The organism is Streptomyces kebangsaanensis, from assembly GCF_001906585.1.
GTDB classification, from domain to species: Bacteria; Actinomycetota; Actinomycetes; order Streptomycetales; family Streptomycetaceae; genus Streptomyces; species Streptomyces kebangsaanensis.
The window spans coordinates 1-20610 of the sequence record NZ_JUJA01000085.1 but is presented as its reverse complement, the minus strand read 5'-3'; the positions used below and the strand labels follow the sequence as shown (position 1 = coordinate 20610).

At 73.5% G+C, this 20610-nt stretch carries 13 protein-coding genes and 1 pseudogene; 9 read left to right on the top strand and 5 right to left on the bottom strand.

The window, feature by feature from the left end; all coding sequences use genetic code 11:
* Positions 1–937: pseudogene (locus tag RH94_RS43165) on the top strand (glycogen debranching protein GlgX); the annotation flags it as partial.
* Between the two features lie 12 nt (positions 938–949).
* Here the strand turns inward: RH94_RS43165 and RH94_RS12575 are convergent.
* The 4 genes from RH94_RS12575 to RH94_RS12560 are packed head-to-tail and all read right to left on the bottom strand — an operon-like array spanning position 950 to position 4515.
* Complete coding sequence (locus tag RH94_RS12575; protein ID WP_073947694.1) at positions 950–1585, bottom strand: response regulator; 636 nt, start codon at positions 1583–1585, stop codon at positions 950–952.
* The gene (locus RH94_RS12570) at positions 1575–2828 is read right to left on the bottom strand and encodes a sensor histidine kinase (RefSeq protein ID WP_073947761.1); all 1254 of its coding nucleotides are present in this window, start codon (positions 2826–2828) and stop codon (positions 1575–1577) included. Before RH94_RS12570 ends, RH94_RS12575 begins: the two co-directional genes overlap by 11 nt.
* Before the next feature lie 38 nt (positions 2829–2866).
* The gene (locus RH94_RS12565) at positions 2867–3616 is read right to left on the bottom strand and encodes an ABC transporter permease (protein WP_073947693.1); all 750 of its coding nucleotides are present in this window, start codon (positions 3614–3616) and stop codon (positions 2867–2869) included.
* A complete protein-coding gene (locus tag RH94_RS12560) occupies positions 3613–4515 on the bottom strand; it encodes an ABC transporter ATP-binding protein (RefSeq protein ID WP_073947692.1) in 903 nt (300 codons plus the stop codon). The genes RH94_RS12565 and RH94_RS12560 overlap by 4 nt, the downstream gene beginning before the upstream one ends.
* 208 nt (positions 4516–4723) lie before the next feature.
* Between RH94_RS12560 and RH94_RS12555 the strand changes: the two genes are divergently transcribed.
* The 7 genes from RH94_RS12555 to RH94_RS12525 all read left to right on the top strand — a co-directional run bounded on the left by RH94_RS12555 (position 4724) and on the right by RH94_RS12525 (position 15931).
* The gene (locus tag RH94_RS12555) at positions 4724–6589 is read left to right on the top strand and encodes an ABC transporter ATP-binding protein (RefSeq protein ID WP_073947691.1); all 1866 of its coding nucleotides are present in this window, start codon (positions 4724–4726) and stop codon (positions 6587–6589) included.
* Entirely contained in the window at positions 6586–8445 is a 1860-nt protein-coding gene (locus RH94_RS12550) for an ABC transporter ATP-binding protein (protein WP_073947690.1), read from the top strand. The genes RH94_RS12555 and RH94_RS12550 overlap by 4 nt, the downstream gene beginning before the upstream one ends.
* A 25-nt stretch (positions 8446–8470) precedes the next feature.
* A complete protein-coding gene (locus RH94_RS12545; RefSeq protein WP_073947689.1) occupies positions 8471–10204 on the top strand; it encodes an ABC transporter transmembrane domain-containing protein in 1734 nt (577 codons plus the stop codon).
* Positions 10201–12048: an ABC transporter ATP-binding protein gene (locus RH94_RS12540; protein WP_079189006.1), complete on the top strand. Its 1848-nt coding sequence runs from the start codon at positions 10201–10203 to the stop codon at positions 12046–12048. Before RH94_RS12545 ends, RH94_RS12540 begins: the two co-directional genes overlap by 4 nt.
* Positions 12049–12169: 121 nt before the next feature.
* Positions 12170–12859 (top strand): maltokinase N-terminal cap-like domain-containing protein, encoded by a 690-nt coding sequence (locus RH94_RS12535; protein WP_073947688.1) that lies wholly within the window; start codon positions 12170–12172, stop codon positions 12857–12859.
* 823 nt (positions 12860–13682) lie between these two features.
* On the top strand, positions 13683–15341 hold the full coding sequence (locus tag RH94_RS12530) for a M4 family metallopeptidase (protein WP_073947687.1): 1659 nt from the start codon (positions 13683–13685) through the stop codon (positions 15339–15341).
* Positions 15342–15412: 71 nt separating this feature from the next.
* Positions 15413–15931 (top strand): DUF1990 family protein, encoded by a 519-nt coding sequence (locus RH94_RS12525; RefSeq protein WP_073947686.1) that lies wholly within the window; start codon positions 15413–15415, stop codon positions 15929–15931.
* A gap of 123 nt (positions 15932–16054) precedes the next feature.
* On the opposite strand, the gene RH94_RS12520 is transcribed toward RH94_RS12525, so the two are convergent.
* Positions 16055–18703 carry a glycosyltransferase family 1 protein gene (locus RH94_RS12520; RefSeq protein WP_073947685.1) on the bottom strand — a complete coding sequence of 883 codons (2649 nt, stop codon included), beginning with the start codon at positions 18701–18703 and terminating at the stop codon, positions 16055–16057.
* A 368-nt stretch (positions 18704–19071) separates the two neighbouring features.
* On the opposite strand from RH94_RS12520, the gene RH94_RS12515 reads away from it, so the two are divergent.
* Positions 19072–20610 (top strand): maltotransferase domain-containing protein (locus RH94_RS12515; RefSeq protein ID WP_073947760.1); only part of this gene is annotated, 1539 nt, incomplete at its 3' end.

Genomic DNA, 20610 nt, shown 5'->3' with positions numbered 1-20610 from the left:
CCCGCCGCTGTGGACGGAGTGGAACGACCGCTACCGCGACGCCGTACGGGACTTCTGGCGGCACGCCCTGCCGGACGTGCGGGAGATGGGCTACCGGCTGTCCGGCTCCAGCGACCTGTACGCGTGGAACGGCCGCCGCCCCTACGCCTCCGTCAACTTCGTCACCGCGCACGACGGTTTCACCCTCCGGGACCTGGTGTCGTACGACCGCAAGCACAACGAGGCCAACGGCGAGGACAACCGGGACGGCACCGACGACAACCGCTCCTGGAACTGCGGGACGGAGGGCGAGACCGACGACGAACCGGTACGCGCGCTGCGGCGCCGGCAGCTGCGCAACCTGCTGACCACGCTGCTGCTGTCGACGGGCGTGCCGATGCTCGTCGCCGGCGACGAGCTGGGCCGCACCCAGCGCGGCAACAACAACGCCTACTGCCAGGACAACGAGATCGGCTGGCTGGACTGGAGCCTGCTGGCGGACCCGGGCTGGCGGAGCCTGTTCGAGCTGACCTCCCGACTCATCGCCCTGCGCCACCGGCACCCCGTGCTGCGCCGGCGCGCGTTCTTCTCCGGGCGCGCGCACTCGGCGGACGGGCTGCGGGACCTGGCCTGGTTCACCGCGCGCGGCACGGAGATGACGGAGGGGGACTGGTACGCCCCCGCCGCCACCCTGGGCATGTACCTCTCCGGCCGGGACATCCCGGGCCGTGACGGGCGCGGCGCCCCGGTCGTCGACGACAGCTTCCTGGCCGTACTGCACGCCGGGGACCGTCCGGTGGGCTTCGTCCTGCCGGGGCCGCCGTGGGCGGAGCGGTACGAGGTGATCGTGGACACCTCGCGGGAGGAACAGGCGGAGGCGCCAGGCGTACTGCACGCCTCGGGTGCGGCGGTCACGGTACCGGCCAGGTCCGTCCTGCTGCTCAAGGTCGCGGGCTAGCGGACCGGTGGACTAGCCGAGGATCCCCCGGTCGTACGCCACCGCGACCGCCGCCGCGCGGTCCTTGGCGCCGAGCTTGGCGTACAGGTGGGTGAGGTGGGTCTTCACGGTGGCCTCGCTGATGAACAGCTCGCGGGCGATCTCCCGGTTGGAGGTGCCCTTGGCGACCAGGGCGAGGACCTCGCGCTCGCGGGCGGAGAGGGGCCCGGAGGCGGGCGCGCGGACCGCGGAGACCAGCCGGGAGGCCACGGCCGGGGAGAGCACCGTACGGCCCTGCGCGGCAGCCCGGACGGCGGTGAACAGCTCGTCGCGCGGGGCGTCCTTGAGCAGGTAGCCGGTCGCGCCCGCCTCGATCGCGGGCAGGGTGTCGGAGTCGGTGTCGTACGTCGTCAGCACCAGCACCTTGGCGCGGGCGCCGCGGCCGGTCAGCTCCCGGATGGCGTCCACGCCGGAGCCGCCCGGCATGCGCAGGTCCATGAGGATCACGTCCGGGTCGAGGGCGGCGGCCTTCTCGACCGCCTCGACGCCGTTCGACGCCTCGCCGAGAACCGTGAACCCGGGCACGGGCTCGAACATGCCGCGCAGGCCGTCCCGTACGACGGGATGGTCGTCGACTATCAACACGGAGATCACGGCGTCATCGGTCATGGCGCACCAACGGTACGCGAGCCGAGACCGCTGTGCCGTGCCCCGGTTCGGACTCAACTGTCAGGGAGCCTGCGATGCGTTCGGCGCGGGCGCGCATGCCGTCGAGGCCGAAGCCGCCGGCGCGGGTGCGCTCGGGCAGGGCGAGCGGGTCGAAGCCGCGGCCGTCGTCGCGGATGTCGAGGGAGACCTCGTCGCCCATGAAGGACAGGGTGACGCCGACACGGGAGGCGCGGGCGTGCCGGTCGGCGTTGGACAGGGCCTCCTGGGTGATGCGCAGCAGGGTGGCCGCGACCTCCTCGTGCAGCTGCTCGGCGGTGCCGGTGACGGTGAAGTCGGCCCGTGAGCCGGTGCGTTCGCCCCAGTCCGCGACCGTCTTCTTCAGCGCCTCGGGCAGACCGTTGCCGTCGAGGGCCACCGGGGAGAGGTTGTGCACGGAGCGGCGGGCCTCGCCCAGGCTGTGCCGGGCCAGGTCGATCGCGCGGCCGACGTGCTCGTGGGCCACCGCCTCGTGCGGGGCGTTCGCCACGACCTGGAGCTGGGCGATGATGCCCGTCAGGCCCTGGGCGAGGGTGTCGTGGATCTCGGCGGCCAGACGCCGGCGTTCGTCGGCGATGCCGGCCTCGCGGGCCTGGACGAGGAGTTGGGCGTGCAGGGCGGCGTTCTCGTCGAGGGCCTGCTGCAACGCCGTGTTGGTGCGCTCCAGTTCGGCGATGGTCTCGGCCTGGGCGCGGGCCCGGCTGTCCTCCAGCGCGGCAAGGTGGACGAACAGCGTGAGCAGCATGACGTTCACCGCGAGGAGGGCCCCGAAGAAGACCCAGCCCATCTCCCCCCGCGGGGGCATCCCGCCCGACTGGGAGCCTGCGACGGTCACGGCGGTGGCGAACAGGCCTGCCTTGCAGAGCCGTTGCGGCAGCAGCCGGTCGGCACCGAAGTAGCCGCTGTAGGCGTAGAAGGCGAACAGCGGGTTCAGCCAGGTGAGCGTGAAGGCGAGTGCCCAGCGCAGGCCGTAGTAGGCGGCGCTCGCCTTCGACGGGCCGGGTCGGGCACGGGAAACCCGCCCCCAGCACAGCTCCAGGGCGAAGGCCGCCACGACCAGGCCGGCGGCGGCGTACCACTTCTCGCTCGTCATACCGACCGCGTCGGCGGCCGCCGAGGCGACCAGGGTGCCGACGGTCAGCAACCCGGCCGGCCCCCAGCGGTGGAACACAGCCCACCGCTGTTCGACCACCTCTTTGTCGTTCATCCGCCCAGTGTCGAGCACGGCGGCGCGCACGGTCCCGCTCATTCCCAGCGGAACCAGCGGGCGGCCGCCGCGGTGAGCAGCACCGTCCACGCGGCCGTCACCCCCAGGTGGGACCAGCCGGGCCAGTGGCCCGCCGCCGCCTGGTTCAGGGCCTGGGCGGCGGCGCCGAACGGGGTGCAGCCGACGATCCGGGCCAGCATGTCCGGCATGGCCTGCACCGGCAGCCACACGCCCGCGCAGAACATCATCGGGAAGAGCGCCGCGGACCCGATCGCGCCCGCGATCTTCGTGGTGCGGGACAGCGCGGAGATGGCCGCTCCCAGGGCGAGCGCGGCGAGTACGGCCGGCAGCAGGGCGAGAACGTAGCCGAGCGGCTGCCGGGGCAGGGCCACGTCGAAGGCGAGCCGCCCGACGGCGAGCGCGAGCAGCGCCGAGGCCAGGGACGCTCCCCCGTACAGCACCATCTGCGCCGACAGCAGGGCGGCGGGCCGGACCGGGGTGGTGGACATCCGGCGCAGGATGCCGCGCTCGCGGTAGCCGGTGAGGGTCTGCGGCATGCCCTGCAGCCCTCCCATGAGCAGCCCGAGCAGTACCGAGACCGGCACGTAGGCGTCGATGGGGCGCAGGCCCCCGAAGGAGTCGTCGGGCTGCCGGAAGGACGGGACGGAGCCGAGGATCACCAGCAGCAGGGTGGGGAACAGCAGGATCCAGAAGACCGAGCCGGGCTCGCGGCCGAAGAGGCGGATCTCGGCGCGCAGTACGGCGGGGTTGACCAGGGCGTTGTTCATGCCTCGACCTCCGTCAGGTCCAGGAAGGCGTCGTCGAGCGTGGCGTCGGTGACGCGGAGTTGGTGGGCGGTGACGCGGTGGCGGGCGAGCAGGGTGATGACGGCGTTGACGGTCTCGTCGGTCCCGGAGAGCGTGATCCGGCCGTCCTTGTGGGCGAGGGAGGCCAGCCCGGGCAGCACGTTCAGGTCGTGCTCGTCCAGGGGCGCGGACGGGGTGAAGCCGACGACGGTGGCGCCGGCCGAGCGCCGGATCAGGCCGTCCGGGGTGTCCAGGGCGGCGACCCGGCCCTTGTCGATGACGGCGATCCGGTCGCACAGCCGCTGGGCCTCCTCCATGAAGTGCGTGACGAGGAGGACGGTGACCCCGCTCGCCCGGACGTCCTCGACGAGCTGCCAGGTGTCGCGGCGGGCGCGCGGGTCGAGTCCGGTGGTCAGCTCGTCGAGGACGACCACGCGGGGGTTGCCGATGAGGGCGAGCGCGATGAACAGGCGCTGCTTCTGGCCGCCGGAGAGCTTGGCGAACCGGGTGGTGAGCTTCTCGGTCAGGCCGAGGCGTTCGGCCAGGAGCCGCCAGTCGGCCGGGCGCGGGTAGAAGGAGGCGTACAACCGGAGCGCCTCGCGCACGGTGAGTCTGGCCTGCAGTTCGCTCTGCTGGAGCTGGGCTCCGAGCACGCGGGCGACCCGCTCGTGGTCGGCGACCGGGTCGAGGCCGGTGACGCGGACGCGGCCCGCGTCGGGGACGCGCAGGCCCTCGACGCACTCGACGGTGGTGGTCTTTCCGGCGCCGTTCGGGCCGAGGATGCCGAAGACCTCGCCCTCCTCGACGGCGAAGGAGACGCCGTCGACGGCGGGCCGGCCGCCGTAGGACTTGCGCAGTTCGCTCACTTCGATGATGGACATGGCTCAAGGTTCGCGGTGGGCGGGGCCCGCGCACATCGCCCGTCGCGCTCGGGGAAACATCAGCCGATCGGTTGATGTCGCGGTCATACCCAGCAGGTCAGGCGGGTGTTCGTACGGCCGTACGCGCAGGTCGTAGGACCAGCGACGGAGGGCAATCCAGCCAAAACCCGGTGGGCGATGTCGGTGGCGGTCCGTAGGCTCGCCCCTGATGCCCGAGACACCTGCCTTCGCCGAGGATCCCGCCGACCGCACCGGCCCGACCGGCCGTTCGGCCGTGCGTACGCTGCTGCGCCTGTGGCCGTACGTGCGGCCGGTGCGGGTGCGGCTGTCCACCGCCGCGTTCGTCGCGATCGTCGCCTCCTGCGTGGGGCTGGTGATCCCGCTCGTCCTGAAGTGGATGGTGGACGGGCCGGTCGCCGACCGGGACCCGCGCGGCGTGTGGCTCGGGGCGCTGTACCTGCTGCTGCTCGGAGTGGCGGAGGCCCTGCTCTTCGGGCTGCGGAGGTGGCTGGTGGCCCGGCCGCTGTCGCACGTGGAGGCGGAGATGCGGGCGGGCCTCTACGGGCATCTGCAGCGGCTGCCGGTGGCCTTCCACGACCGGTGGGCGTCGGGCCAGCTGCTCTCCCGGGGCACGACCGACTTGATGCTGCTGCGTCAGTTCCTCGCCTTTCCGCTGACGTTCCTGCTGGTCAACGGCGTGACGATCGTGGTCGGCGTGGTCATCATGCTGCTGCAGGACTGGACGCTGGGGCTGGTGATGCTCGGGCCGGCCGTACCGCTGATCGCTCTGAGCGCGGTCTTCGAGAAGCGGTACGCGCACGTGGCGCGGCTGGCGCAGGACCAGGTCGGGGACCTGACGACGGTGGTCGAGGAGAGTGTGCTCGGCATCCGCATCATCAAGGGGTTCGGCCGGCACCGCAGCCAGACGCGGGCGTTCCGCGAGCTGTCCCGGACCCTGCGGGGCACCGAGCTGCGCAAGGCCCGCCTGCTGGCCACCATCTGGGCGGTCATCATGACCCTGCCGGAGGTGGCCATCGGGGCGGCGCTGGTGGTGGGGGCGGTCCAGGTCGCGGACGGCTCGCTGTCGGCGGGCACGCTGGTGGCCTTCCTGTCCACGGCGCTGGCGCTGCGCTGGCCGGTGGAGTCGATCGGCTTCCTGCTGGCGATGAGCCAGGAGGCGGCGACGGCGACGGAACGGTACTTCGAGGTCCTGGACGCGAAGCCGGAGTCCGCGGAGCCGTCGGCTTCCGGTGAGCGTGAGCCGGTGCCGGGGGGTGGGGTGCGCAGCCCGTCGGCACGACTGCCCGCGGCTTGCGACGGGCTGCGGTTCCACGGCGTCCGTTTCCGTTATCCCGACGCCCCGCCCGACTCCCCGCCCCTGCTCGACCACATCGACCTGCACATCCGCCCCGGCGAGTCCATGGCCCTGGTCGGCGCGACCGGAAGCGGCAAGACGACCCTCACGGCGCTCGTCCCCCGCCTCCACGAGGTGACCGAGGGCCGCATCACCCTCGACGGGCAGGACATCACCGAGGTGTCCCGCGAGGAGCTGCGCTCGATGGTCGCCGTCGCCTTCGAGGAGCCCACCCTCTTCTCCACGAGTGTCGGCGACAACGTTCTCATGGGCGCCGGCGCCACCGCCGGCGCCGCCGAGCTGCGCCGCGCGCTCTCCATCGCGCAGGCGGACTTCGCGCACACCCTCCCCCGGGGCACGGACACGCAGGTCGGTGAGCAGGGCCTCAGCCTCTCCGGCGGCCAGCGGCAGCGCCTCGCGCTGGCCCGTGCCGTCGTGGGACGGCCCCGGTTCCTGGTCCTGGACGACCCGCTGTCCGCCCTGGACGTGCACACCGAGGCCGCCGTGGAGGCCGCCCTGCGCCAGGTCCTCTCCGACACCACCGCCCTGATCGTGGCCCACCGCCCCTCCACGGTCCTGCTGGCCGACCGCGTCGCCCTGCTGTCGGACGGCCGGATCGCCGCCGTGGGCACGCACCACGAACTGCTGCGCACCAACGCCGAGTACGCCCACCTGATGTCAGGGGGGCACTCGCCCGAAGAGGAGGACGAGGAGCGATGACGGCCCCCACGACGTCCGTCCCCACCCCCGCGGACGAGGCGGACCCACCCCGCCCCGAGGACACCGGCGACCCCTTCGACCGGGACGCCCTGCCCGCTCCCCCGGGCGCCACGGCCGCCCTGCTGCGCTCCCTGCTCGCGCCCATGAAGGCCCGCGTGGCCGGCACCACGCTCCTGCTGCTGCTCCAGCAGGCGGCGGTCCAGGCGGGCCCGCTGCTGGTGGCGTACGCGATCGACACCGCCGTACCGGCGTTCCGCGACCACGACCACGGGCCGCTGGTCGCGGTGGCCGTCGGCTACCTGCTGTGCGCGGTCGCCTCCGGCGGGCTGCAGTGGGCGTTCATCGCCGCGGCGGCCCGGGTCAACCAGGACGTGCTGCTGGACCTGCGCGGCCGTATCTTCCGCCACGCCCAGGCGCTCAGCGTCGACTTCCACGAGCGCTACACCTCCGGCCGGCTCATCTCCCGCTCCACCACGGACGTCGAGTCGCTGCGCGAGCTGCTCAACGAAGGACTCCAGGAACTGATCACGGTCGTCCTGTCCTTCGTCTACATCTCGGCGATGCTGCTGTGGCTGGACCTGAGCATGGGCGCGGTCGCGGTGGCCTCCTTCGGGCCCCTGTACCTGCTGGTCCGGCTCTACCAACGGCGTGCCGGGCGGGTGTTCCGGGAGCGGTCGACGGCGATCGCCGCGGTGATCGTGAAGTTCGTGGAGACGATGAACGGCATCCGGCCGGTGCGCGCCTTCCGCCGCGAGGCCGTCAACGACGCCGACTTCCGCGTCCTCAACCGGCGCCACGAGCGCACCAACGGCGACGCGCTCCTGGAGATGGCCCGCTACGTCGTCGGCTCCCGCCTGGTCGCCAACACGGCGGTCGCGTTCATCGTGCTGTGGGGCGCCTACCGGGTGGCGGACGGCGCGCTGGAGCTGGGTGTGCTGGCGGCGGCGGTGCTGTATCTGCGCCGGCTGTACGACCCCATCGACCGGCTCGGCATGTTCCTCAACTCCTACCAGTCGGCGGCGGCCTCGCTGGAGAAGATCGCGGGCCTGCTGGCGCAGACCCCGTCGGTCCCGGAGCCGTCGGCGCCCGAACAGCTCCCGGCGCTCGAGTCGGACCTGCCCGGCCGCGAGGTCGTCTTCGACGGCGTCCGCTTCGGCTACCGCACGGGCGGCGAGGTGCTGCCCCGCTTCGACCTGACCATCCCGGCCGGCCAGACCGTCGCCGTGGTCGGCTCCACCGGCGCGGGCAAGTCGACCCTGGCCAAGCTGCTCGCCCGCTTCTACGACCCGAGCGACGGTCGTGTGCTGCTGGACGGCGTGGACCTGCGCGAACTGGCCGTTCCCGAACTGCGGCGCGGGGTCGTCATGGTCACGCAGGAGGCGTTCCTGTTCTCCGGCACGGTCGCCGAGAACATCGCCGTCGGCCGCCCGGACGCGACCCGCGAGGAGATCGAGCGGGCCGCGAAGGCGATCGGCGCGCACGACTTCATCAGCGCCCTGCCCGACGGCTACGACACGGACGTACGCAAGCGGGGCGGCCGCATCTCCGCGGGCCAGCGTCAACTGGTCTCCTTCGCACGGGCGTTGCTCGCCGACCCGTCCGTGCTCATCCTCGACGAGGCCACCAGCTCGCTCGACATCCCGGGCGAACAGGCGGTGCAGCGCGCGATGACCACGGTCCTGCGGGGGCGTACGGCCGTGGTGATCGCCCACCGGCTGTCCACGGTGGAGATCGCCGACCGGGTGCTGGTGATGGAGCACGGCCGGATCGTGGAGGACGGCCCCCCGGCCGACCTCGTCGCCGGCACGGGCCGGTTCGCGAACCTGCACCGGGCGTGGCGGGACAGCCTGGCCTGACGGCCGGACGGGAACGGGGAGAGCAGTGATCGACGCGTACGAGGACCCGGGCACGCCCGACCGCCGGGGCGGGTGGTGGTACCTGTGGTGGCTGGTGAGGTGCCAGCCGGGCCGGTCGGCGGCCGGGGCGGCGCTGGCCAGCGTCTGGATGGTGCTGATGGCGGCGACGCCGTACCTGATGGCCCGGGCGATCGACGACGGCCTGCAGCCGGGGAACATGGCGGCGCTGGCGGGCTGGGCCGGGGCCCTGGTGGCGGTCGGGGCGTTCAACGCCTGGGTGAGCGCCATGCGGCACCGCACGATGACCCGGCTGCGGATGGACGCCAACTTCCGCACGGTCAAGGTCGTCGTCGACCACGTGGTCCGGCTGGGCGCCGCGCTGCCCCGCCGGGTGGGGGCCGGGGAGGTCGTCACGATCGGCGTCGGCGACGTCCAGACCATCAGCCAGTGCCTGACGGTGGTCGGCCCGGGGGCGGGCGCGGTCGTCGTCTACGCGGTCGTGGCCGGGCTGCTGATGTCGGTCTCGGTGCCGCTGGCGGTCGTCATCCTGCTGGGGGTGCCGCTGATCGCGGTGCTCGTCGGGCCGCTGATGCGGCGGCTGCAGGGTGCGGAGGCCGAGTACCGGGAGCGGCAGGGGGTGCTGACCGCGCGGATCGGCGACCTCTCGGGCGGGCTGCGCGTGCTCAACGGGCTGGGCGGCAAGGGGCTGTTCGCGGACGCCTTCCGCCGGGACTCGCAGCGGCTGCGGGCGCAGGGCTACAAGGTGGGCGCCGTGACCAGCTGGATGCAGGCGTTCGGGGCGGGTCTGCCGACGCTGTTCCTGGCCGTGGTGACCTGGCTGGCGGCCCGGCTGGCCGCCGAGGGGCGGATCACCGTGGGCGAGCTGGTGTCGGTGTACGGCTATGTGGCGGTCCTGGTGTTGCCGGTGGCGTTCTTCGTCGAGTGCGGCTACCAGCTCAGCCGTGGCGTGGTGGCCGCCCGCCGGGTGGTGGGGCTGTTACGGGTGGAACCGGACGAGGACACCGGAACGCGGGACGCGCCTGCCGAACCCTCGGTGCTGTACGACCCGGAGTCCGGCGTCCGGGTGGTGCCGGGGCGGCTGACCGCGCTGGTGTGCGCCCGCCCCGCCGAGGCGGCGGCGGTGGTCGACCGCCTGGGCCGCTACGAGCCGTCGGCGGCCACGTGGGGCGGGGTCCGGCTGGACGAGATCGAGCTGTCCGCCGTGCGGGAGCGGATCCTGGTCGCCGACAACGAGGCCGACCTGTTCGCCGGGACCCTGCGGGAGCTGGTGTGCGGGCACCGGGACCGTGCGGACGCCGACGTGGCCCGGGCGGTGCGCGCGGCCGTCGCCGACGACATCGTGCAGGGGCTGCCCGACGGGCTCGACTCGGCCGTGTCCGCGCAGGGCCGCAGCCTGTCCGGCGGCCAGCGGCAGCGGGTCCGGCTGGTGCGGGCGTTGCTGGCCGACCCGGAGGTGCTGCTGGCGGTGGAGCCGACCTCGGCGCTCGACGCGCACACCGAGGCCGCGGTCGCGGACCGGCTGCGCCGGGCGCGCGAGGGCCGTACGACGGTCGTCACCACCACCTCCCCGCTGGTGCTGGCCCGCGCCGACACCGTCCACTACCTGGTCGACGGCAAGGTCGTGGCCGGCGGCAGCCACCGCGAACTCCTCGACGCCGAACCGGGCTACCGGGCACTGGTGGCGCGCGACGCCGAGGACACCGACCGGACCCCCACCGCAGAGGAGGCCGTGCGATGACCGCTCAGGTTCCGGGACGACTGCCGGTCGCCGGACCCGCGGACGTACGACGGGCGGCGGTACGGCTGGTCCGGGCCGACGGGCGGTCCTTCACGGCCGTCCTGCTGCTGAACGCGCTGGCCGCCGGCGCCGGCCTGGCCGGTCCGTGGCTGCTCGGCCGGATCATCGACCACGTCCGGGCCGGGGGCGGGGTCGGTGCCGTGGACCGGATGGCGCTCGCCATCGTGGTGTGCGCGCTGGCTCAGCTGCTGCTGGCGCGCTGGGCGCGGTACGTGGGGCACCGCTTCGGCGAACGCACGCTGGCCCGGGTGCGCGAGAAGTTCGTCGACCGGGCGCTCGGGCTGCCCGCGTCGGTGGTGGAGCGGGCCGGCACCGGTGACCTGACCACGCGGGGCACCGCCGACGTGGCCGCCGTCGGCACCACGCTGCGGGACGTGGGGCCCGAGTTCCTCGTGTGCGTGGTGCAGGCGTTGTTCGTGCTGGTCGCGGTGTTCGTGCTGGACCCGCTGCTCGGCATCGTCGGGGTGCTCGCGCTGACCCCGATCTGGTGGGTGCTGCGCTGGTACCTGCGCCGGGCGCGGGACGGCTACCTCGCCGAGGGCGCGGCCACCTCGGAGGTCGCCGAGATCCTCGCGGCGACCGCGTCCGGGGCCCGTACGGTCGAGGCGTTCCGCCTGTCCGGGCAGCGGGTCTCGGCCGGCCGGGACGCGCTGGACACGTCCCGGCGCACCCGTCTGTACACGCTGTTCCTGCGCAGTGTCTTCTTCCCGGTGATCGAGGTGTCGTACATCCTCCCGGTGGCCGGGGTGCTGCTGGTGGGCGGCGTCCTGCACGCGCGGGGCGCGGTGAGCCTGGGCACGGTGGTGGCCGCGGCGCTGTACCTGCGGCAGTTCACCGAACCGCTGGACCAGATCCTGATGCACGTGGAGCAACTGCAGAGCAGCGGCGCGTCGTTCGCCCGCGTGGAGGGCCTGGCCCGCGCCCCGCGGTCCGCCGGGACCGGCGCCTCCGCCCCCGCTCCCGCGGACGACCGCATCGACGTGACCGGGGTGCGCTACGCCTACGAGCGCGGCGGCGAGGTGCTGCGCGGGGTCGACCTGACCGTGCGGCCCGGCGAACGGCTGGCCGTGGTGGGCCCGTCCGGCGCCGGCAAGACGACCCTGAGCAGGCTCCTGGCGGGCGTCGACGCGCCGACCGAGGGCTCGGTCACGGTGGGCGGCGTGCCCGTGGCCGGCCTGGAGCCGGAGCGGCTGCGCCGCCAGGTCGTCCTGGTCACCCAGGAGCACCACGTGTTCCTGGGCACGGTCCGCGACAACCTGCGCATCGCCGAACCCGCGGCCACGGACGAGCAGGTGTGGTCGGCGCTGGCCGCCGTGGGCGCCGACACCTGGGTGCGGGAACTCCCGCACGCCCTGGACACCGGACTCGGCACCTCCGCCCACCGCACCGACGGCTCCCAGGCCCAGCAACTCGCCCTCGCCCGCGTGGTCCTGGCCGACCCGCACACCCTGATCCTGGACGAGGCCACGGCCCTGCTCGATCCCACCACGGCCCGCCACACCGAACGCGCCCTCGCCGCCGTCCTCCGGGGCCGCACGGTCATCGCCATCGCCCACCGCCTCCACACCGCCCACGACGCCGACCGCGTCGCCGTCATGGAGGACGGCCGCCTCACCGAACTCGGCACCCACGACGACCTGGTGGCGTCCGCGGGGGCGTACGCGGCGCTGTGGCACACGTGGCACGGGGACGCGGGGAACGCGGGGCTCTCCTCCGGGGAGGACACCCGGGACGCCGCCGCCGACCGTGGTGCGACGGCTCGGACCGGCGGACGAGCGCCTTGAGCGTCCGGCCGCACAGGTGTGCCGGTCCCGGGGATCGTGTCGGCCGGAAACCGCGGTGCCGGCGCCGCGTGGATGGGAGGGTGTGCGCGCTCACGTCCGTTCACCAAGGAGAACGCCCGGCATGGCCGTCATCCACCGCACCACCCTCGAGCCGACCAAGCTGGAACTGCTCGCCTCGTGGCTGCCTTCCCGCCCGTGGTACCAGGGCGGCGCGGACGCACCGCGGCCGGCCAAGGCGGGCGGCTTCCGGCTGGACGACCCCCAGGGCGAGGTCGGGATCGAGTTCATGGTCGTCAACGACGCCTCCGGCCCGCGTCCGGTCACCTACCTGGTGCCGCTCACCTACCGCGGTGCCCCGCTCGACGGGGCGGACTCCGCCCTGGTCGGCACCACGGAGCACGGCGTGCTGGGGCGGCGCTGGATCTACGACGGCTGCCAGGACCCGGTACTGGTCGCCCAGTTGGCGGCCCTGGTCGAGGGCCGGGCCCAGGCCCAGGCCCAGAGCACGAGCGACACCCCCGACCAGGAGGTCGTCCGCTCCTGCGCGGGCGCGGGCCCGCTCCCGGAACTCACCACGGCCACCGACACCCGGGAGAGCACCGAACTGGCCGCACCGGACGGCACGGTCCTCCGCCTGCACCGGGTCCTGCGGCCCGCCCCGGACGGCCCGCTCCTCCCTCCGCGGACGGCGTCCGGCCACGTCGCCGGCGCCTGGAACCTGCCGGACGGCACCCGTGCCCAGGGACTGTTCGCCGTGCTGCACACCGGCCCCCGGACGACCACTGCCGAACTTCCCGGGGCGACCGGCTGAGGGCGCCGCGTCACGCACGGCGCCCTGCGGGAGGGCGCGTGCCGTCGTCGCGAGCAGGCGGGCACGGCGAGCGGGTGAGCCGCCGCGTGCCCCGGATCTCCCGGCGGATCGAGTGGTCGGCCCCTGAGGCCGCGCCTGCCCCCGCCGGTCCCGGCGCCCCGTCCGTCCGGCGCCCCACCCGTCCGGGGCACTCGGCGGCACCGGAGCCGGCGCCGAGCAGCCCGCCCGCGAGGTGGTCCGGGGCGAGCGGTCGGCCCGTGCCGGCGCCCGGAGACCGTGAGCGGCGGACACCTCCTCCGTCGCGGTCTCCGGGCGCGGTGACGGCTCCCCGCCGAACCCTCAGGTTTCGGTCGACATCGCGCACTTCCGGCGCGGTGGTCTCCCGGTCGGCCCGGCCGTCCCGACCGGGACGGCGCACCGACTGAAAAACACCGTTACGACCCGGCGCGGGACGTACGCCGGACATACCTGGTCACGCATCCTCCGCCCCGGTCAACGGCTTTTGGAAGCCGCGCGTCCAGGACCGCGGCGCGGGCGGCACCGGCCGCGCCGCTGGCCGAAAACTGCCCTTTCCGCGACCCGCCCGGACGCCCTCGGCCGGAGGACCGGTTTTCGAGGTCCCACGTCCCGTGACGCCGCCCGCTCCTGACACCGCGTCATTCATCGAGCCGTCATTTTTCGGCCAACATCACTTCGGAGCGCTGACATGTACGCGTCCGCGGTGTCACTCTTCCTCCACCCGCCGCACGAGCACAGCACCCTCACCACCGCTCCGGCCCGGCAGCCCCACGCCGGCCCGGACACCCCCACATAAGGAGCTTGTGTGACTCCCCGCATCGCGCGTCACAAGCGCACCACTCTGGCCCTCGCCACCGCTGTCGCGGCCGGAGCCCTCCTCAGCACTGCCCTGAGCACCAGTGCTTCGGCCCAGACCCCGGCCGACTCCACCGGCGTGGCACCCCTCGCCGCCGCTCCCGTCCTGCTCTCCGACACGGCCCGCGCCGCCCTGATCCAGCAGGCGCAGACCGAGGCCTCCGGCACGGCCCAGGAGATAGGCCTCGGCGCCCAGGAGAAGCTGGTCGTCAGGGATGTCGTCAAGGACGCCGACGGCACGGTGCACACCCGCTACGAGCGCACCTACGCCGGACTGCCCGTCCTCGGCGGCGACCTGGTCGTCCACACCTCCAAGGCCGGCAAGACCCAGGGCGTCACCAGAGCCACCAAGGCGACCATCAAGGTGGCCACGCTCACGCCGAAGATCGCCGCCGCCAAGGCGGAGAAGCAGGCGCTGGCCCTCGCCAAGGACGCCGGCTCGGAGAACACCGCCCCCGACCAGGCCCCGCGCAAGGTCGTCTGGGCGGGCGACGGCACTCCGGTCCTCGCCTACGAGACGGTCGTCGGCGGCCTCCAGGACGACGGCACCCCGAACGAGCTGCACGTCATCACCGACGCGGCCACCGGCGAGACGCTCCACGAGTACCAGGGCGTCCACACCGGCACCGGCAAGACGCTGTACTCGGGCAGCGTCACTCTCACCACCACCCTGTCGGGGTCGACGTACCAGCTGTACGACACCACGCGCGGCGGCCACAAGACGTACAACCTGGCCCGCGGCACCTCCGGCACCGGCACCCTGTTCACCAACACCACCGACGTGTGGGGCACGGGTACGGCCTCCAGCTCGTCCACCGACCAGACGGCCGCCGCCGACGCCGCCTACGGCGCCCAGGTCACCTGGGACTTCTACAAGAACACCTTCGGCCGCAACGGCATCAAGAACAACGGCGTGGCCGCCTACTCGCGGGTCCACTACGGCAACGCCTACGTCAACGCCTTCTGGCAGGACAGCTGCTTCTGCATGACGTACGGCGACGGCGCGGGCAACGTCAAGCCGCTGACCTCGCTGGACGTGGCCGGCCACGAGATGAGCCACGGCGTCACCGCCAACACCGCCAAGCTGAACTACTCCGGCGAGTCCGGCGGCCTGAACGAGGCCACCTCCGACATCTTCGGCACGGGCGTGGAGTTCTACGCCAACAACGCGTCCGACCCCGGTGACTACCTCATCGGCGAGAAGATCAACATCAACGGCAACGGCACCCCGCTGCGCTACATGGACAAGCCCAGCAAGGACGGCGCCTCCGCCGACTACTGGTCCTCCAGCCTGGGCAGCAAGGACGTGCACTACTCCTCCGGCCCGGCGAACCACTTCTTCTACCTCCTCTCGGAGGGCAGCGGCGCGAAGACGATCAACGGCGTCAGCTACAACTCGCCGACGTACGACGGCTCCACGATCACCGGCATCGGCCGCGCCAAGGCGCTGCAGATCTGGTACAAGGCGCTGACCACGTACATGACGTCGACCACCAACTACAAGGGCGCCCGCACGGCGACCCTGAACGCGGCGGCGGCGCTGTACGGCTCCGGCAGCACCGAGTACAACACGGTGGCCGCGACCTGGACCGCGATCAACGTCACCTGAACGTCCGGTAGTTGACGGGCGCGGCCCCCGGGAGGAAGCCCTTCCCGGGGGCCGCCCTACGCTTGGGTCCCATGTCTACGGATGACTTCACCTACGAGGAGGTCGGTGCGACCCGCGAGCAGGGCCACTGCCCTCCGGGCTTCCACCCCCTGCACATGCGTACGCGCATCGGCGAGGGCGAGGAGGTGTTCCGGCGAGCGTCCGAGGCCGTACTGACGTGGGAGGTGCACCGCGCTCTCGGCGTGGGCATCGAGGCGAGTGCCGAGCGTGCGGCGCCCGGTGTCGACGTCACCCTCAGTGTCGCCGGCATCGTCAGGGCACCGTGCCGTGTGGTCTGGACGGCCGAGGAAGGGCGCCGCGCCGGCTGGGCCTACGGCACGCTGCCCGGCCATCCGGAGTGCGGTGAGGAGGCCTTCGTGGTGGACCGTACGGGGGACGGCACGGTGTGGCTGACGATCACCGCGTTCAGCCGGCCGGCGAAGTGGTACACCCGGGCGGCGGGGCCGGCCGCCCGGGGGTTCCAGCACGCGTACGCCCGCCGGTGCGGTGCGGTGCTGCGGAGACTGTGCGCCGGCATACCGGAGCCGTGACCGCGGGGCGGGGGCAGGTTGCCCCACCCCGCTCGGGGGTGCCGCTGCGTCCACCCGTGCCGCCCTGAGGGTCCCCCCTGCTCGAAGAGCTCGGGGGAGGCACGACTGCCCTCGGCCACGGCGCTACCGCATCAGTACGCCCGCTCCCTCTCCCGTCTCCTCCGACGGGACCGTCACCAGGCCCAGCTCCGCCGGGGAGGCCAGGAGGGGGTGGGCGGGGAGGATGCGGACCGTGTAGCCGTAGGGGCCGGTGCGGTCCAGGGAGAGCGGGCCCTCGTAGACCCAGCGGCCGTCGGGGTCGGGGGCGCCCGCGGGTTTCAGCGGGACGGCGTCGGCGTCGGCGATGCGGTCCTCCTCGTCGACCCGGCCCGAGACGGCCTGCACCTCCACGTCGTCCGGGCCCAGGCCGCCCAGGCCCACGCGCACCCGCAGGCCGAGGGTGGTGCCGAGCTCGGCGGTGGCCGTGGACGGGGGTCCCCCCGCGCGTTCGGCAACGGGGGAAGAGGTCTCCACGTGGTCCACCGTCACCTCGTGCCAGGCGCCGCGCACCCGCGCCTTCCACTCCGCGAGCTCGCGCGCCGCGTCCGGGTCCAGGGCGCGGTGGGCGTGGGCGGCGGGGGCGTAGAGCCGCTCGACGTACTCGCGGACCATGCGGCCCGCCAGCACCTTCGGGCCGAGCAGGGTCAGGGTCTGGCGGACCATCTCGATCCACCGGTCGGGCAGCCCGTCCCGGCCGCTCTCGTAGAAGCGGGGCGCGACCCGCTGCTCCAGCAGGTCGTACAGCGCGGCGGCCTCGACGTCGTCGCGGTGGTCGGGGTCGTAGCCGGCACCGTCCGCGGTGGGGATGGCCCAGCCGAAGTCGGGCTGGTACCACTCGTCCCACCAGCCGTCCAGGACGGACAGGTTGAGGCAGCCGTTGAGCGCGGCCTTCATGCCGGACGTGCCGCACGCCTCCAGCGGGCGCAGCGGGTTGTTCAGCCAGACGTCGCAGCCGTGGTACAGCTTCTGCGCCATCGCCATGCCGTAGTCCGGCAGGAAGACGATCCGGTGGCGCACCCGCGGGTCGTCGGCGAAGCGGACCAGCTCCTGGATGAGCCGCTTGCCGCCGTCGTCGGCCGGGTGCGCCTTGCCCGCGACCACGATCTGGACCGGCCGTTCGGGGTGCAGCAGGAGGTCCATCAGCCGGTCGCGGTCGCGCAGCATCAGCGTCAGGCGCTTGTACGACGGCACCCGGCGCGCGAAGCCGATCGTCAGCACGTCGGGGTCGAGCACGCCGTCGATCCAGCCCAGCTCGGCCATGCCCGCGCCGCGCTGCCGCCAGGAGGCCCGCAGCCGGTCGCGCACCTCGGTGACCAGTTGCTCGCGCAGGTCGCGGCGCAGGTCCCAGACGTCCTGGTCGGGGATGTCGGCGACGGCGTCCCAGCGTTCGGAGCCGCCCGTGGTCAGCGCGTCCTCGGTGCGGTGGGCGCCGACCTGCCGGGCGCCGAGCCGGAAGACCTCCGGGGCCACCCAGGTCGGGGCGTGCACGCCGTTGGTGACGGAGGTGATCGGCACCTCCTCGGGGTCGAATCCCGGCCACAGTCCGGCGAACATCTCCCGGCTGACCGCTCCGTGCAGCAGCGAGACGCCGTTGGCGCGCTGGGCCAGCCTGAGGCCCATCACCGCCATGTTGAACAGGTTCGGCTCGCCGCCCGGGTACGTCTCCATGCCCAGCCGGAGGATCCGCTCGACGTCGATGCCCGGCAGCTCGGCGCCGGGTCCGAAGTGGCGGGCGACCAGCTCCCGGTCGAAGCGGTCGATGCCGGCCGGGACGGGCGTGTGCGTGGTGAAGACCGTGCCCGCGCGCACCGACTCCAGTCCCGCGTCGAAGTCCAGTCCCCGGTCGCACAGCTCGGCGATGCGTTCCAGGCCGAGGAAGCCCGCGTGGCCCTCGTTGGTGTGGAACACCTCGGGGTCGGGGTGTCCGGTGAGCCGGCAGTACGTCCGGACCGCCCGCACCCCTCCTATGCCCAGCAGCATCTCCTGCAGCAGCCGGTGCTCGCTGCCGCCGCCGTAGAGCCGGTCGGTCACCCCGCGCTCGCCGAGGTCGTTCTCCTCGACGTCGGAGTCCAGCATCAGCAGCGGAATCCGGCCGACCTGGGCCACCCAGATCCGGGCGCGCAGGGCCTTGCCGCCGGGCAGCGCCAGCGAGACCTGGGCCGAGGTGCCGTCGGCCTCCTTCAGCGGGGTGAGGGGCAGCTCGTTGGGGTCGAGGACCGGGTAGTGCTCCTGCTGCCAGCCGTCCCGGGACAGGGTCTGCCGGAAGTAGCCGTGCCGGTAGAGCAGCCCGACCCCGATCAGGGGTACGCCGAGGTCGCTGGCCGCCTTCAGATGGTCGCCGGCGAGGATGCCGAGGCCGCCGGAGTACTGCGGCAGGGCGGCCGTGACGCCGAACTCGGGCGAGAAGTACGCGACGGCGGCGGGCAGGCCCTCCGGCCGGTCCTGGTACCAGCGGTCGCCGGTCACGTAGTCGTGCAGGTCGTCGGCGACGGCGGTCAGCCGGCGCAGGAAGCGGCGGTCCTCGGCCAGCTCGGCCAGCCGTGCCGGGGACACGCCGCCGAGCAGGCGTACGGGGTCGCCGCCCGAGGAGGCCCAGCGCTCGGGCTCGACGGACTGGAAGAGGTCACGGGTCTCGGCGTGCCAGGACCAGCGCAGGTTGCGGGCCAGCTCACTGAGCGGGCGCAGGGGCTCGGGGAGAACGGGACGGACGGTGAACCGACGGATCGCCTTCACTTGACACCTCGGCGCGTTCGCTGGATGGACGCACTGCGCTGTGCGCCCCGTCACTGAAAACCGTACCGGTCCGGGAGCGGCCGCCGCTGGCTGTGGACGCCGCCGGGCGTCGCCGTGCCCGGAAGGGACCGGCGACGCCCGGAAGGGACCGGGTCGGCACCCGGAAGGGACCGGGCCGCGGTTTCGGCCGTGTCCGGACCGGGCCGGTCTTGTGTGTCGGCATGCGCACGAGTAGTTAACAACGTGCCGGATTGCTCACCCGAATAGGGTGGGAAGGCTCCTCCGGTACACCCGACAGGTAGACCACGCAGGACCCACCTCCCCACAGACATCCGCCCACACCCTCGTTGACGCGGACAGGAGCGGTCATGCCCGCCAAGCACCACTCGGCAGCACCACCGACAACCAGCACGAGCGAAGTCCCCGGCAGGTCCGGCGCCGACGCGCCACCGGGGCACCACCCCCACGACCCCGGACGGCGGAGCGCACCGCCGTCGGAGCGACCCCCGTCGAGCGGAACCACCGCCGTGGGCCGGATCCCCGTCCTCGACGTCCGCCCGGTCGTCCAGCACGGCCGCAGGCCCGCCAAGGCGGTGACCGGGGAGTCGTTCCAGGTCTCGGCCACCGTCTTCCGCGAGGGCCACGACGCGGTGGCCGCGAACGTGGTCCTGCGCGATCCGGCGGGCCGGCCCGGCCCCTGGACGCCGATGCGCGAACTGGCCCCCGGCACCGACCGCTGGGGAGCCACCGTGACCGCCGGTGAGCCCGGCCCGTGGACGTACACGGTCGAGGCCTGGGGAGACCCGGTCACCACCTGGCGGCATCATGCGCAGATCAAGATCCCCGCCGGGCTGGACACCGGCCTCGTCCTGGAGGAGGGCGCACGCCTGTACGAGCGGGCCGCCGCCGGAGTGCCGGAGGACGACGGCCGGGACGTGATCCTGGCCGCCGTGGGAGACCTGCGCGACGAGAGCCGGCCGGCCGCCACCCGTCTGGCGGGGGCGTTGACGCCGGAGGTGGACGCGGTCCTGGCCCGGTACCCGCTGCGGGAGCTGGTCACCGCCTCTGAGCCGCTGCACCTGCTGGTGGAGCGGGAGCGGGCCCTGTACGGGGCCTGGTACGAGTTCTTCCCCCGCTCCGAGGGCACCGCCGAGCGGCCGCACGGCACCTTCCGCACCGCCGCCCGCCGCCTGCCGGCCATCGCCGCGATGGGCTTCGACGTCGTCTACCTGCCCCCGATCCACCCCATCGGCACCACCTTCCGCAAGGGCCGCAACAACTCCCTGGACGCCGGCCCCGACGACGTCGGCGTGCCCTGGGCCATCGGCTCGGCCGAGGGCGGCCACGACGCCGTCCACCCCGCCCTGGGCACCCTGGCCGACTTCGACGCCTTCGTGGCCCGCGCCGGCGAGCTGGGCCTGGAGGTGGCCCTGGACCTCGCCCTGCAGTGCTCCCCGGACCACCCCTGGGTGCACAAGCACCCCCAGTGGTTTCACCACCGCCCCGACGGCACCATCGCCTACGCCGAGAACCCGCCCAAGAAGTACCAGGACATCTACCCCCTGGCCTTCGACGCCGACCCCGACGGCCTGGCCGCCGAGACGGTGCGCATCCTGCGGCACTGGATGGGCCACGGGGTGCGGATCTTCCGCGTGGACAACCCGCACACCAAGCCGGTCGCCTTCTGGGAGCGGGTGCTCGGCGAGATCAACGCCACCGACCCCGACGTGATCTTCCTGGCCGAGGCGTTCACCCGCCCGGCGATGATGCACACCCTGGCCCAGATCGGCTTCCAGCAGTCCTACACCTACTTCACCTGGCGCAACTCCAAGCAGGAGCTGACCGACTACCTCACCGAGCTGTCCGGCGAGGCGGCCGCCTGGATGCGGCCGAACCTGTTCGCCAAC